The sequence below is a fragment of the Morganella sp. Je.2.23 genome, assembly GCF_051129855.1.
Taxonomy (GTDB): Bacteria; Pseudomonadota; Gammaproteobacteria; order Enterobacterales; family Enterobacteriaceae; genus Morganella; species Morganella sibonii.
Genome location: NZ_JBCPSQ010000001.1, coordinates 302,926 through 318,225 on the forward strand (window position 1 = coordinate 302,926; position 15,300 = coordinate 318,225).

Consider the following 15,300-nt stretch of genomic DNA (forward strand, 5'->3'; position numbering starts at 1 on the left):
CTATTAAAAAGTGGACTGTCTTTATAATGAAACAAATAATTGTGAGTTAACTCGCATAAAATAATTGATTATTTGTATGATTGAAATATAAATTCGTGACAACTCTCATTTTTCTTTTATCGTAATAAAACGCAATACCATTAATTACATAATACCGGTCTGTTTACCTTCCGGATAAGTAATATGCAAGTCATGGTTGTGCTGAAATATCTGTTTCCCCGCCCGCTGTCACTGTGGCTGGTTGCGGCAGCGGTAGTGGCCGGAAACCTGCCGTTACTGCTGATACCACGCCTGTTGTCACCGGCAGAAAATCTTTTGTTATCCGGCTGTGTCTGCGTATTGTTTCTTATCCGGACGCGGCTGAGTTTTTTTATTCGTATTGTTGCAGGAACTTTCTTAGCAGTTAATATTCATCTCAGTAATACGCTGTCACTCTTTTCTGCAGAACAACCGGAATATATTGATATCATAACCCGCGATATTATGATCAATCCATCTGATTATTATTCAGTCAGGGGTCGTATTATTAATATAAATAATAAAATCTATAATGATACGGCTTTTATTAATATAAAAATAAAAGGGGCATTTAAACCGGTGTGTGCCGGAGAGATGTGGCGCATATACCGCCCTGTATTACGGCCGGTACATGGTCAGTTAAATGAAGGACAATCAAACCGGCAGCAATATTTACTGTCCGAACGGGTTCTGTTTTCCCTGACGCCCGGGCGCAGCGAAAAATTATCTTCCGGCTGCAATCTGCGCCAGAGGATGATCGCGCGATATCTTCCCCGGATGGATAACCTGCCGCACAGCGGGCTGATGGCGGCGCTCCTGTTTGGTGAACGACGCGGCATCACACCGGAGCAGCGCAGACTGGTGCAGGAAACCGGTGTGGCGCACGTGGTGGCCATCTCCGGGCTGCATATCGGACTGGCAGCATTATGGGGCTGGTGGGCCGGGCGGTTACTGTTACTGCTGTTACCGCAGCGTGTCATGTCATATGGTATTCCGGTGGTGCTGTCAGTCTGTGCCGCCATTGTCTATGTCTGGCTGGCCGGATTTGCCGTTCCCGCCTGCCGCGCGCTGGCTGCGCTGTTGTTGTGGCACCTGCTGCGCTGGCGGTATTACCATCTGCCGGCGTATCAGTTTGTTGTGATAAGCGCCGCACTGCTGTTGCTGGCTGATCCGCTGACGATTCTGTCCGCCGGATTCTGGTTGTCTTATACGGCGGTGGCCGCATTACTGTTCTGGCATCATACCGGCGTTTTATCCCGCCGGCCTGCTGTTATCCCTGGAACACGCTTTACCCGTCTGCGGCGCAATATCCGGCTGTTTCTCTCTTATCAGAGCGGATTGTTTCTGCTGTTGCTGCCGGTTCAGGGATTTTTCTTCGGTGGTGTCAATGTGTTGTCGTTCCTCAGTAACCTGTGGGTTGTACCGGTGATCTCTTTTCTGACCGTGCCGTTACTGTTTGCCGGATTACTGACAACGCCTGCACTGCAGCTGGCGGATTATTCTCTGGCACTGGCATTATGGCCGCTGCCGTTTCTGGCGCAGGGCTGGCTGGTTACCGGACACATCGCCCTGATATGGATGCCGCTTATGTGGATTGCTGTTTATATCATCCGGCTGGATATGTGGCGTCAGCATCCGCTGTTGTTGCCGGGGATGGTGCTCAGTTGTTGTCTGTATCTGCGGAAAACATCGCCGCCGGAATGGTCGGTCACATTGCTGGATATCGGGCACGGACTGGCGGCGGTTGTCATAAAGGATGGCAGAGCTGTGCTGTATGACACCGGCAACCGTTTCGGATCCCGGGATGACGGGCTGCGCACGGTGCTGCCTTATCTGCGTTATCACCGGCTGGTTCCTGACCGGATTATTATCAGCCATGATCACCGCGATCACACCGGCGGTCTGGATTCACTACGCCGCGCTTATCCTGCCGCCGTGGTCAAAGGCAACATTCCGCAGGCAGATACACCCTGCCGCCGCGGGGAGCGCTGGGTATGGCAGTCATTGTACTTTGAGGTGTTATGGCCGGATGAGAAATATCAGCTGAGTAAAAATGACGGTTCCTGTGTTATCCGCATCAGTGACGGGAAATATCAGGTTTTGCTGACCGGTGACATTGAAAGACAAGCAGAAAAACAGCTGATGAAGTATAACGGTGAACTGCCGGCCACAGTCCTGCAAGTTCCGCACCATGGCAGTAAAACGTCATCATCAGAATTTTTTATTCGTGCGGTAAATCCCGCTTTCGCACTGGTTTCTGTTGCACGCTATAGCCCGTGGCGTCTGCCTTCTGATAAAGTACGCCGTCGTTATCATCATCTCGGCGTGCAGTGGCATGACACTGCGCACAGCGGCCAGATTACGGTCCGTTTTTTTGCCGGAAAGATATCCGTTGTGACATACCGTTTTCACTTCTCTGCCCGCTGGTTCAGCGCATGGTTTGGAGATCAGGCGGTAAACGGGTAATATAGGCAGCTAATTTTTGGTATTGGTAAACGCAATAATGAAAGATATTGATATTTCAACCCGGCAAACATTCCGCCGGTTATGGCCGACAATCGCTCCGTTTAAAACAGGTATCATCGTGGCGGCTATTGCGTTAGTCATCAATGCGGGCGGTGATGCGTTTATGCTGTCGCTGCTGAAACCGTTGCTTGATGACGGTTTCGGTAAAGCCGAGAGTGATTTTCTCCGTATTATGCCGCTGATTATCCTGGGGCTGATGCTGCTGCGCGGTATCTCCAGTTTTGTCTCCAGCTACTGCCTCTCCTGGGTTTCCGGTAAAGTGGTTATGACCATGCGCCGTAACCTGTTCCGCCATATGATGGGGATGCCGGTTTCTTTCTTTGATCAGCAATCCACCGGGACACTGCTTTCCCGTATCACTTACGATTCTGAACAGGTGGCTTCCTCTTCCTCCGGCGCACTGGTAACTGTTGTCCGTGAAGGCTCGTATATTATCGCGCTGTTCGGCATTATGTTTTTTAACAGCTGGCAGTTGTCACTGATTCTGATTGTCATCGCCCCGATCGTGGCCTTTGTTATCCGCAGAGTGTCTGTACGTTTCCGTGAGATCAGCAAAAACATGCAGAGCGGCATGGGGCAGGTTACCGCCAGTGCCGAGCAGATGCTGAAAGGCCATAAAGAAGTCCTGATTTTCGGCGGTCAGAAAGTGGAAAATGATCGCTTTGATAAAGTCAGTAACCATATGCGCCGCCAGGGAATGAAACTGGTTACCGCCTCTTCTGTTGCTGATCCGATTATCCAGGTTATCGCTTCATTTGCGCTGGCATTTGTCCTGTTTGCCGCCAGTTTCCCTGAAATTAAAGATGCACTGACACCCGGTTCCATCACGCTGGTCTTCTCCTCAATGATTGCCCTGATGCGTCCGCTGAAATCCCTCACTAACGTGAATGCTCAATTTCAGCGCGGGATGGCTGCGTGTCAGACACTGTTTGTTCTGCTCGATATGGAGCAGGAAAAGGATACCGGTACTAAAGTACTGAAAGATGCCAAAGGTGATGTGGCGTTTGAGAATGTGACGTTCCGTTATCAGGGGAAAGAGAACCCGGCGCTGAAAAATGTGTCGTTTACTATCCCGTCAGGCAAAACCGTGGCACTGGTCGGCCGCTCCGGCTCCGGGAAATCCACTATTGCTAATCTGATCACCCGTTTCTATGAAATCGAAAGCGGACATATTACGATCGACGGCAATGATATCCGCGACTACACACTGGCATCACTGCGCAGTCAGGTGGCGCTGGTATCGCAGAATGTACACCTCTTCAATGATACGGTTGCGAACAACATCGCGTATGCCACAGAAGGGAAGTACACCCGCGAACAGATTGAAAAAGCCGCTGAAATGGCGTACGCCATGGACTTTATCAACAAAATGGATAAGGGGCTGGATACTGAAATCGGTGAAAACGGCGTTCTGCTTTCCGGTGGTCAGCGTCAGCGTATTGCGATTGCCCGTGCACTGCTGCGCGATGCACCGATCCTGATACTCGACGAAGCAACGTCGGCACTGGATACCGAATCTGAACGTGCGATTCAGGCCGCGCTGGATGAGTTACAAAAAAACCGTACCTGTCTGGTGATCGCTCACCGCTTATCCACGATTGAGAAAGCCGATGAGATCCTCGTGGTGCAGGACGGTGAAGTGCAGGAGCGCGGTACGCATGATGAACTGGTGAAACAGCCGGGGATCTATGCGCAGCTCTATAATATGCAGTTTGGTCACTAAGCGGCTCTGCTGATGATCGAAAAAATTTGGTCCGGCCGCTCAAAGCTTTACCTGCTGCTTTTACCGCTCTCATTTCTGTATGGCGCGGTGAGTGGTCTGCGGCGCTGGTTATTCCGCTGCGGGCTGAAAAAATCCCGCCGGATGCCGGTACCGGTGGTGGTGGTCGGTAATCTGACCGCCGGTGGTAACGGCAAAACCCCGGTGGTTATCTGGCTGACAGAGCAACTGCTGGCCCGGGGCTATCGTCCCGGGGTGGTTTCCCGCGGTTACGGCGGTAAATCGGATCATTATCCGCTGCTTATCACCGGAGAAACCACGACGGCACAGGCCGGTGATGAGCCGGTGCTGATTGCCCGCCGTACCGGTGTGCCGGTTGCGGTTGCCCCGGATCGTGCCGCCGCAGTGGACGCTATTTTGCAGCACTCGCCGGTGGATGTGATTATCACTGATGATGGTTTGCAGCATTACGCACTGGAACGCGATATGGAAATCGTGGTGATTGACGGCGAACGCCGTTTCGGTAACGGCTGGTGGCTGCCCGCCGGGCCGATGCGGGAACGGGCCGGACGTCTGAAACAGGTGGATGCGGTGATCGTCAACGGTGGTACGGCACAACCCGGTGAAACCGTGATGCAGCTGGTGCCGGGTGAGGCCGTTAATCTGTCAGACGGGACACGTAAACCGGTGACGGAGTTCGGTGAGTGTGTGGCAATGGCCGGTATCGGACACCCGCCGCGCTTTTTTGCCACTCTGAATTCACTGGGTGTGACGCCGGTACACTGTGTTGCGTTTCCTGATCACCAGTCTTACAGCCCGGAGCAGCTTTCCGCACTAATAAAACCGGGTCAGTCACTGCTGATGACAGAGAAAGATGCAGTGAAATGTTTTGCCTTTTCTGAAACTGACTGGTGGTATTTACCGGTCAGCGCCGCGGTTTCTGCAGAATCCGCCAATTTAATTCTGGAGAAAGTCATATTCCTCATAAAAAATGCATAAAGGGGCTTGTGCTTTTTATCTGAATGTGGCTTAATCAAAAAGTTGTATTTCTGTGATGTATTTCATATCTCACTGTGCAACCAATCCGCGTGTCACTCATAATTCTGATCCCACTGTCATAATTTTTTCACACCACCTTGTTAATCTTGTGGTGCGGATGACCGGATCCCGCGGATAAACGGTATGTTTTGCAGAAGGTGTCTGACCGGCTGCAAATCAGGATAAAAAATAATAACTATAATGTTTTGCTCGTTACCGGGTGGCTGTTCGCAAAGAGAGTACCCGTGTTACCCGGCCGGAGCAGACATAACCCGTGATGGGGTGTATTCCATTACCGGTGATATAAAAGGAGTTAATACTATGTCTAAACAATTACAACTTGGCCGCGTTAAATGGTATGACGCGAAAGAAGGTTACGGTTTCATCTCCCCGGTTAACGGCGGTGACGATATTTGGGTAACCCGTAACGGGATAGCCAATTCCCGTAACAAATTACTGTGCGAAGGGCAGGAAGTGGAATTTTCACTGACCCGCGGCAGTTATGGTATTGCAGCGAACGATGTGATCGCGCTGTAAGCAGTAAAAAACGCGATTATCTCAGTGATATCGCAACAACAGAGTTAACGGTGAGACCGGGCTTATGTTATTCTGAGCCAACGTTTTTATCTCATTGGGGGACGTATGGATCACCGTTTACTCGAAATCGTGGCCTGCCCGGTTTGCCACGGCAAACTCAGCTACGACAAGCAAAATCTTGAACTCATCTGCAAAGGCTGCCGTCTGGCCTATCCCGTCCGCGACGATATCCCTGTCTTATTAGAGAATGAAGCCCGCGAATTACCGGCCTCAGAAGGATAATCTCCATGTTTACCGTTATCATTCCCGCGCGCTATGCGTCCACGCGTCTGCCCGGTAAGCCGCTGGCCGATATCTGCGGCAAGCCGATGATTGTCCGTGTGATGGAGCAGGCAAAACGTTCCGGTGCCGCAAGAGTCATTGTCGCCACAGATACTCAGGCCGTATTTGATGCCGTAATCGCAGAGGGCGGCGAAGCCTGTATGACGCGCGAAGATCATCAGTCCGGGACAGAGCGCCTGGCGGAAGTGATTGATCACTATCAGTTTGCTGATGATGAGATTATCGTGAATGTCCAGGGCGATGAACCGTTAATCCCTGACAGTATTATTGCGCAGGTTGCTGAAAATCTGGCAGCCAGCGAAGCCGGTATGGCTACCCTGGCGGTAAAAATCACCACCGCGGAAGAAGCGTTTAACCCGAATGCGGTTAAAGTGGTGATGGATAAACAGGGTTATGCACTCTATTTCTCCCGCGCCACTATTCCGTGGGATCGCGAGCGCTTTATGCACAGCCGTGACAGTGCAGGTGATAATTTCCTGCGTCATATCGGCATTTACGCTTACCGTGCCGGGTTTATCCGTCGTTATATTCAGTGGGAAACCAGCCCGCTGGAGAAAATCGAGATGCTCGAGCAGCTGCGTGTGCTCTGGTACGGCGAAAAGATCCATGTCGCGGAGGCATCAGAAGCGCCGGGTACCGGTGTTGATACCCCGGAAGATCTTGAAACCGTGCGCAGATTGTTTGCCGCCCGCTGAGAGATATGGCGGTTAGCTGTCCGTTATAAATGCAAAAACGCGGGATTTCCCGCGTTTTTGCTGTCTGTACTATCTGCCTGTACTATCTGCTATTCCTGTTCTTCACTGTTATCTGTCTTTTTCACCGCCTGCCAGAGACGCCCGAGCCCCTCATACCAGACCCGTTCGCTGTGTGATAAATAATACGCGGATGGAATCGTCTTTTCCCAGCTGTGAAGCGGTGTGGTGATCGCCAGCTGATTGGCCGGAGCCGGAACCGGATGCAGGCCGCGTGCCTCAAAGAAGGCTTTGGCGCGGGTCATATGACTGGCGGAAGTCACCAGCAGGAACGGCGCGTTACCCACAATTTTTTCCACTTCTTCTGCTTCTTCTTCGGTATCTTTCGGCAGTACCAGCGGCAGTGTGCGTTCAGCCGGAATTCCCAGTGACTGTGCAACCTCTGCCGCGACTTCCGCGCTGCTGATACTGTTTGCACCCGGCCCGCCGGTGAAAATCAGCGTTGCCTGCGGGTAGCGCAGTGCGAGGCGCACACCTTCCGCCACGCGCGGCAGGCTGTTGCTGATCAGATTGGCGGATGGCGCCCATTCCGGGTTATAGGTAAATCCGCCGCCGAGTACCACGATATAGCGCAGATCCTGTTGCTGAACCTCCGCCGGGGTGATGAGCTCATAGCGTTTATCATACGGTTTTTCTGCTGTCAGCAGCAGAGCATCTGCCACCGGTTGCAGGCTGAGCAGCACCAGCCCGAGCCAGCTCACGGTGATCAGGGTTTTGCCGGTTTTCTGCCGGCGGGAAAACCACAGCAGCAATAATCCGGCAAGCATCAGCAGGAGCATAAACGGCAGCGGCAACAAAAAACCGCCGAGGTATTTTTTCAGGGCAAACAGCATGAGCGCACCTTAAATATGATTGATTTATCACCGGTTAACGGCAGGAGCCTGCACAAATCGGGTGACATTAAACACGTCTGTGACACAATAGTTACCGACTTTGCATATTGCACTGCTCTGCCCGGCAATACAATTGAAGATAGCCGGATCGCGCGGGAAACCGCCGCAAACTGACCCGAAATATCCCCCGGAACTGATACAGGTTTTCATGGTTGATCGTAATTTTGACGATATCGCGGAAAAATTCACCCGCAATATCTATGGCACAACAAAAGGGCAAATCCGCGAAGCGGTGGTCTGGCAGGATCTGGACGCCTTACTGACACGGCTGAAGCAGGGTCCGCTGCGCATTCTCGATGCGGGCGGCGGTGACGGCTTTTTCTCCCGCCGTCTGGCTGCGCTGGGGCATCAGGTGGTATTGTGCGACCTGTCAGAAGAGATGATTGCCCGTGCACAACAGGCCGCGCTGGATGATGGCGTGGCAGAAAATATGTCCTTTATTCATTGTGCGGCACAGGATATCGCACTTCACACTGAGGGGGCGTTTGATCTGGTATTATTTCATGCCGTTTTGGAGTGGATCACAGATCAAAAAGGTGCAATTGAAGCACTGACCGCTATAATAGCGGGCGGTGGTGCATTATCGTTAATGTTTTACAATGCGAACGGACTTGTGATGCGAAATGCGATATTAGGCAATTTTCATCTGGCAACTCCGGAAATTCAGCGCCGCCGCAAGCGTTCGTTATCGCCGCAGAATCCCCTTGTGCCGGAACAGGTTTATCAGTGGCTGGATGATTGCTGTCTGACTATTGAGGCAAAAACCGGTGTGCGGGTTTTCCATGATTATCTGCAGAGCCGCCAGTTACAAAACCGTGATTTCCCGGCGCTGCTGGCACTGGAGCAACGCTATTGCCGTCAGGAGCCTTATATCAGCTTAGGCCGCTATATTCACGTTATGGCACGAAAACCGATCAGAAGGATGGACAATGAGTGAGTTTACCCAAACAGTCCCGGAGCTCGTGGCATGGGCGCGAAAGAATGATTTCTCTATCGCACTGCCGCCGGAACGGCTGGCTTTTTTACTGTCTGTTGCCGTGCTCAACAGTGAGCGCATCGACGGTGAAATGAGCGAAGGGGAACTGGTGGATGCCTTCCGTGAAGTCTGCAAAGGCTTTGAACAGACCACCGAATCTGTCGCGGTGCGTGCAAACAATGCCATCAATGATATGGTACGCCAGAAAATATTTAACCGTTTTACCAGCGATTTATTTGAAGGTAATGCGATTTATCGTCTGACCCCGCTCGGGATCGGCATCAGTGATTATTATATCCGTCAGCGTGAATTTTCCTCACTGCGTTTATCCATGCAGCTTTCCATTGTGGCCGGTGAACTGAGCCGCGCGGCAGATGCCGCTGAAGAGGGCGGAGATGAATATCACTGGCACCGTAATGTGTTTGCCCCGCTGAAATATTCAGTGGCGGAAATTTTCGACAGTATTGATATGTCGCAGCGCATTATGGATGAACAGCAAAACGGCGTGAAAGACGATATCGCCAAACTCCTGAACCAGGACTGGCAGGCGGCGATTGCCAACTGTGAGCAACTGTTATCCGAAACCTCTCTGACGCTGCGGGAATTGCAGGATACCCTCGAAGCCGCCGGTGACAAATTGCAGGCAAACCTGCTGCGCATCCAGGATGCCAATATGAATACCACCACCGGATCTGAGCTGGTGGATAAACTGATTTTTGATTTGCAGGCCAAGCTTGACCGTATTATCAGCTGGGGCCAGCAGTCTATCGATTTATGGATCGGCTATGACCGCCATGTCCATAAATTTATCCGTACCGCCATCGATATGGATAAAAACCGTATTTTCTCGCAGCGTCTGCGCCACTCTGTTCAGCACTATTTTGATTCGCCGTGGGCACTGAATGTCGCCAATGCGGATCGCCTGCTGGATATGCGTGATGAGGAGATGGCACTGCGTGATGACGAAGTGACCGGGGAATTACCGCCGGATCTGGAATATGAAGAGTTCAGCGAGGTCAACGAGGAACTGGCGGCCATGATGGAAAGCGCGCTGGCGGTGTATAAAGCACAGGCGAAACCGCTGGATCTGGGTGCGGTTCTGCGTGATTACCTCGCGAAATATCCGCGGAGCCGTCAGTTTGATGTGGCACGGATTATCGTGGATCAGGCCGTCCGCCTCGGGGTCGCCGATGCCGACTTCTCGGGCATCCCGGCGGAATGGTCAGCAATTAATGAATACGGAGCAAAGGTGCAGGCACATGTCATCGACACATATTGAACAATTTATGTCAGCAAAGCTGGCTCAGGCACTTGCCAACAACCTTTTTCCGGAACTTGACAGCCAGTTACGCGCCGGCCGCCATATCGGTGTGGATGATCTGGATAATCACGCCTTTCTGATGGATTTCCAGGATGAACTGGAAGGTTTTTACGCCCGCTATAATGTGGAACTGGTCCGTGCACCGGAAGGGTTCTTCTATCTGCGTCCGCGTTCCACTACGCTGATCCCGCGCTCTGTCTTATCCGAACTGGAAATGCTGGTCGGGAAAGTGTTGTGCTATCTGTATCTCAGCCCGGAGCGCCTGGCCAACCAGGGTATTTTCTCCACAGCAGAACTCTATGAGGAACTGCTGTCACTGGCGGATGAAGCCAAATTGCTGAAAGTGGTGAATAACCGCTCCACCGGGTCTGACCTGGACAAACAAAAATTACTGGAAAAAACCCGTGGTGCGCTGAACCGTCTGCGCCGCCTGGGTATGATCACATTTGTTGCTGCGGATAACAGCCAGTTTGTGATTGCCGAGTCGGTTTTCCGCTTCGGTGCGGATGTCCGCAGCGGGGATGATCCGCGTGAGGCACAACTGCGTCTTATCCGTGACGGTGAGGCTCAGTCTCTTGCGGAAGAAGAAAAACATCCGCGCCCTGAGGATCAGGACGATGATAATGAAGAATCTGAAAATGACAACGCGACGGATGAAGCGGAGGATGAAGAATGATTGAACGTGGTAAATTCCGCTCGCTCACGTTAGTCAACTGGAACGGCTTTTTTGCGCGCACTTTTGATCTGGATGAGCTGGTCACCACCTTATCCGGCGGTAACGGTGCCGGTAAATCCACCACCATGGCGGCGTTTATTACCGCTATGATCCCGGATTTAACCCTGCTGCACTTCCGTAACACCACCGAAGCCGGGGCAACATCCGGTTCCCGTGATAAAGGTCTGCACGGTAAACTGCGTCCGGGCGTGTGCTATGCCATGCTGGATGTGGTGAACTCCCGCCATCAGCGTGTGCTGGTGGGGGTGCGTCTTCAGCAGATTGCCGGACGTGATAAAAAAGTCGATATCAAATCCTTTATGATTCAGGGATTGCCGACACAATACTCCCCGACACAGATTGTCAGCGAACAACTGGCTGAACGTCAGGTGCGGGTACTGCCGCTGAATGATCTGAAAGCACGCCTCGAGGATATTGAAGGTGTGCAATTCAAACAGTTTAACTCGATTACGGATTACCACTCGGTTCTGTTTGAACTGGGTGTTATTCCGAAACGCCTGCGTTCTGCGGGTGACCGCAGCAAATTCTACCGCCTGATCGAAGCCTCTCTGTACGGCGGTATCTCCAGTGCCATTACCCGTTCTCTGCGCGACTATTTACTGCCGGAGAACAGCGGAGTGCGTAAAGCGTTCCAGGATATGGAAGGGGCACTGCGCGAAAACCGTATCACACTGGAAGCTATCCGCGTTACCCAGTCTGACCGCGACCTGTTCAAACACCTGATCACCGAAGCGACCGCGTATGTTTCAGCGGATTATATGCGTCACGCCAATGAGCGCCGTGTGCATATTGATCAGGCGCTGAATGTGCGCCGTGAACTGCTCGGCAGCCGCAAACAGCTGATCAGCGAACAGTTCCGCCAGGTGGAAATGTCCCGCGAACTGGCAGAACAGACGGCATCATCGGCTGATCTGGAAACCGATTACCAGGCGGCGAGTGATCACCTGTCTCTGGTACAGACAGCGATGCGCCAGCAGGAAAAAATTGACCGCTATCAGGCAGATGTGGAAGAGCTGACATTCCGTCTGGAAGAACAGACTGAAGTGGCGGAAGAAGCGGCAGAACAGCTGGCGGAATATGAAGAACGCAACCATGTTGCGGAAGAGGAAGTGGATGAGCTGAAAAGCCAGCTGGCCGATTACCAGCAGGCACTGGACGTTCAGCAGACCCGCGCCATTCAGTATCAGCAGGCATTACAGGCGCTGGAGCGTGCCAAAGCCGTGTGTCAGCTGCCGCAGCTGGATATTGATTCACTGGATGAATGGCTGGAAACCTTCCGCGCCCGCGAAGAGCAGGCAACAGAATCCCTGTTAGGGCTTGAGCAGAAAATGAGTGTGGCACAGGCTGCACACAGTCAGTTCTCTCAGGCGTATGAGCTGGTGAAATCCGTTGTGGGTGAAGTCAGCCGCAGCGAAGCTTATCAGACTGCCCGCGAATTACTGCGTGACCTGCCGTCACAGCAGATGATGGCTGACCGCGTACAACCGCTGCGTCAGCAGTTATCAGAACTCGAACAGCGCCTGCACAGTCAGCACAATGCACAGAAATCGCTGGATGATTTCTGCAAGCGTATCGGGCAGCAGATTGAGGCGGACGGGCTGGATGACATGCTGATGACCCTTGAGGCGCAGCAGGAAAGCCTGAGTGTCAGTGTCAGTGAAAGCGGTGAGCGCCGCATGGAAATGCGCCAGCAGGCAGAACAGCTGAAGCAGCAGATCCAATCCCTGACAGTCAAAGCGCCGGCCTGGCTGGCGGCACAGGAAGCACTGACACAACTGTGTGAACAGTCACATGAAACGTTCACCAGCACCAACGATGTTACCGAATATATGCAGCAGTTGCTGGAGCGTGAGCGCGAAGTGACTGTTGAGCGTGATGAAATCGCGCTGAAAAAAGCACAGCTGGAAAAAGATATTGAGCGGCTCAGTCAGCCGAGCGGTGCGGAAGACGGCCGTATGCTGGGACTGGCGGAGCGTTTCGGCGGTATATTGCTGTCTGAAATCTATGATGACATCACCATTGATGACGCACCGTATTTCTCCGCCCTGTACGGTCCGGCACGCCATGCGATTGTGGTACCTGATCTCAGTGCAGTACGTCCGATGCTGGATGCGCTTGATGATTGCCCGGAAGATCTCTATCTGATTGAAGGGGACCCGCAATCCTTTGATGACAGTGTCTTTACCACCGAAGAGCTGGAACGTGCGGTACTGGTGCGCAGTACCGATCGCCAGTGGCGTTATTCCCGCTTCCCGTCAGTGCCGCTGTTCGGCCGTGCGGCGCGGGAAAATCAGCTGGCGGTGCTGGAGCATGAACGGGATGAGCTGGCAGAACGTCTGGCAACGCTCTCCTTTGATGTCCAGAAAATGCAGCGTGCCCACCAGGCATTCAGCCGTTTCGTCGGTAAAAATATCTCTGTGGCCTTTGAGGCTGATCCGGAAGCAGAAATCCGCACACTGAATCAGCGCCGTAATGAGCTGGAGCGGGAACTGGCGCAGTTTGAGGATCAGACTGCCGTTGCCCGTCAGCAGTACGCGCAGGTCAAAGAAAACCTGAGCATCCTGAACCGTCTGATCCCGAATACGGCTCTGCTGCTTGATGAAACACTGGCGGATCGTGCGGATGAGATCCGCGATGCACTGACCGATGCACAGGAGTCTGCCCGCCATATCCAGCAGTACGGCACGGCACTGCGCAAGCTGGAGCCGATGGTTGCTGTTCTCCAGAGTGATCCGGAGCAGCACGAAGCGCTGATCCGCGATTATGAAAACGCGAAACAGGTTCAGCAGCAGGCACGTCAGCAGGCGTTTGCCCTGGAAGAGGTCGCACAGCGCCGTCAGCACTTTAATTACGGCGAATCTGCCGGCATGCTGACAGAAAATGCTGATCTCAACGACAAACTGCGCCAGCGTCTGGAACATGCGGAATCTGATCGTACCCGCAGCCGTGAAATGCTGCGTCAGCAGCAGACCAAATGTGCGGAGTTCAACCAGGTACTGGCCTCACTGCGCAGTTCGTATGAAACCAAATCAGATATGCTGCGCGAACTTGAGCGTGAAATGAGCGAGATTGGTGTTCAGGCGGATGCCAATGCGGAAGAGCGTGCCCGCGTACGTCGTGATGAACTGTACAATCAGGTCAGCCATAACCGTGCCCGTATCAATCAGCTGGAAAAACAGCTGGGGATCGGAGAATCGGAAATGGACAACCTGCAAAAACGCCTGCGTAAAGCGGAGCGCGATTACCAGCAAATCCGTGAACAGGTGGTTACCGCCAAAGCGGGCTGGTGTGCCGTGATGCGGATGGTGAAAGAGAGTGGTGTTGAGCGCCGCCTCCACCGCCGTGAACTGGCCTATGAAGATGCCGATACACTGCGTTCTATGTCGGATAAAGCGCTCGGGGCACTGCGCCAGGCGGTGGCGGATAACGAGCATCTGCGTGATGCGCTGCGTCTGTCCGAAGATCCGAAGCGTCCGGAACGCAAAGTACAGTTCTTTATCGAAGTGTACCGCCATCTGCGTGAACGTATCCGTCAGGATATTATCAAAACGGATGATCCGATCGACGCCATCGAACAGATGGAAATCGAGCTGGCCCGTCTGACTGACGAACTGACCGCCCGTGAACAGAAACTGGCGATCAGCTCGAAAAGTGTGGCCAATATCATCCGCAAAACCATTCAGCGTGAACAGAACCGTATCCGCATGCTCAACCAAGGGTTGCAGGCTGTGGCATTCGGTCAGGTCAAAGGTGTGCGTCTGAATGTCAATATCCGTGAAAGTCACGCAATCCTGCTGGATGTCTTATCCGAAGAGCACGAGCAGCATCAGGACTTGTTCGCCAGCCAGCGTCTGACCTTCTCGGAAGCGATGGCGAAACTCTATCAGCGCCTGAACCCGCAGGTGGATATGGGGCAGCGTCTGCCACAGACCATCGGTGAGGAACTGCTGGATTACCGTAACTACCTCGAACTGGAAGTGGAAGTCAACCGTGGTTCAGACGGCTGGCTGAAAGCCGAGAGCGGGGCGTTATCCACCGGTGAGGCAATTGGTACCGGTATGTCGATTCTGGTGATGGTGGTGCAGAGCTGGGAAGAAGAATCCCGCCGTCTGCGCAGCAAAGATATTTCACCGTGCCGTCTGCTGTTCCTGGATGAAGCAGCACGTCTGGATGCGAAATCTATCGCCACGCTGTTTGAACTGTGTGATCGCTTACAGATGCAGCTGATCATTGCGGCACCGGAAAATATCAGTCCGGAAAAAGGTACGACGTACAAACTGGTGCGTAAAGTCTTCAACAATCAGGAACATGTACATGTAGTGGGACTGCGCGGCTTCGGCCAGCCGGAACCAACGCCGGCATTACCTGAACCGGTGACAGAAGATGAGAACGACGGGGAAAACGGGGAAGAAGAGCAGGATTAATTCTTTCCTCCGGGTTT

General features: G+C 52.8%; 11 protein-coding genes. 10 read left to right on the top strand and 1 reads right to left on the bottom strand.

What is annotated here, in order from left to right:
- Window positions 1-183: 183 nt before the first annotated feature.
- From AAZR23_RS01425 to kdsB, 6 genes are all read left to right on the top strand, one after another.
- Window positions 184-2,484, top strand: coding sequence for a DNA internalization-related competence protein ComEC/Rec2 (locus AAZR23_RS01425; RefSeq protein ID WP_434690061.1), 2,301 nt, complete (start codon window positions 184-186; stop codon window positions 2,482-2,484).
- 37 nt (window positions 2,485-2,521) lie between these two features.
- Complete coding sequence (msbA, locus tag AAZR23_RS01430; protein WP_208323143.1) at window positions 2,522-4,267, top strand: lipid A ABC transporter ATP-binding protein/permease MsbA; 1,746 nt, start codon at window positions 2,522-2,524, stop codon at window positions 4,265-4,267.
- Window positions 4,268-4,279: 12 nt separating this feature from the next.
- Window positions 4,280-5,263: a tetraacyldisaccharide 4'-kinase gene (lpxK, locus tag AAZR23_RS01435; protein WP_434690063.1), complete on the top strand. Its 984-nt coding sequence runs from the start codon at window positions 4,280-4,282 to the stop codon at window positions 5,261-5,263.
- Window positions 5,264-5,623: 360 nt separating this feature from the next.
- Window positions 5,624-5,839, top strand: a complete 216-nt coding sequence (locus tag AAZR23_RS01440) for a cold-shock protein (RefSeq protein ID WP_004241772.1) — start codon at window positions 5,624-5,626, stop codon at window positions 5,837-5,839.
- A gap of 105 nt (window positions 5,840-5,944) precedes the next feature.
- Complete coding sequence (locus AAZR23_RS01445; protein WP_072056875.1) at window positions 5,945-6,121, top strand: Trm112 family protein; 177 nt, start codon at window positions 5,945-5,947, stop codon at window positions 6,119-6,121.
- Between the two features lie 5 nt (window positions 6,122-6,126).
- Complete coding sequence (gene kdsB / locus AAZR23_RS01450; RefSeq protein ID WP_046893848.1) at window positions 6,127-6,876, top strand: 3-deoxy-manno-octulosonate cytidylyltransferase; 750 nt, start codon at window positions 6,127-6,129, stop codon at window positions 6,874-6,876.
- Window positions 6,877-6,965: 89 nt separating this feature from the next.
- Here the strand turns inward: kdsB and elyC are convergent, their stop codons facing one another.
- Window positions 6,966-7,766 (bottom strand): envelope biogenesis factor ElyC, encoded by an 801-nt coding sequence (gene elyC / locus AAZR23_RS01455; protein WP_434690066.1) that lies wholly within the window; start codon window positions 7,764-7,766, stop codon window positions 6,966-6,968.
- Window positions 7,767-7,974: 208 nt separating this feature from the next.
- On the opposite strand from elyC, the gene cmoM reads away from it, so the two are divergent.
- Genes cmoM through mukB form a run of 4 tightly spaced genes read left to right on the top strand, consistent with a single transcriptional unit; the run spans window position 7,975 to window position 15,283 of the window.
- Window positions 7,975-8,763, top strand: coding sequence for a tRNA uridine 5-oxyacetic acid(34) methyltransferase CmoM (gene cmoM, locus AAZR23_RS01460; protein ID WP_434690069.1), 789 nt, complete (start codon window positions 7,975-7,977; stop codon window positions 8,761-8,763).
- The gene (gene mukF / locus AAZR23_RS01465; RefSeq protein ID WP_046893852.1) at window positions 8,756-10,081 is read left to right on the top strand and encodes a chromosome partition protein MukF; all 1,326 of its coding nucleotides are present in this window, start codon (window positions 8,756-8,758) and stop codon (window positions 10,079-10,081) included. The genes cmoM and mukF overlap by 8 nt, the downstream gene beginning before the upstream one ends.
- Complete coding sequence (mukE, locus tag AAZR23_RS01470; protein WP_046893853.1) at window positions 10,062-10,799, top strand: chromosome partition protein MukE; 738 nt, start codon at window positions 10,062-10,064, stop codon at window positions 10,797-10,799. The genes mukF and mukE overlap by 20 nt, the downstream gene beginning before the upstream one ends.
- Window positions 10,796-15,283, top strand: coding sequence for a chromosome partition protein MukB (mukB, locus tag AAZR23_RS01475; protein ID WP_434690073.1), 4,488 nt, complete (start codon window positions 10,796-10,798; stop codon window positions 15,281-15,283). The genes mukE and mukB overlap by 4 nt, the downstream gene beginning before the upstream one ends.
- Window positions 15,284-15,300 lie beyond the last annotated feature (17 nt).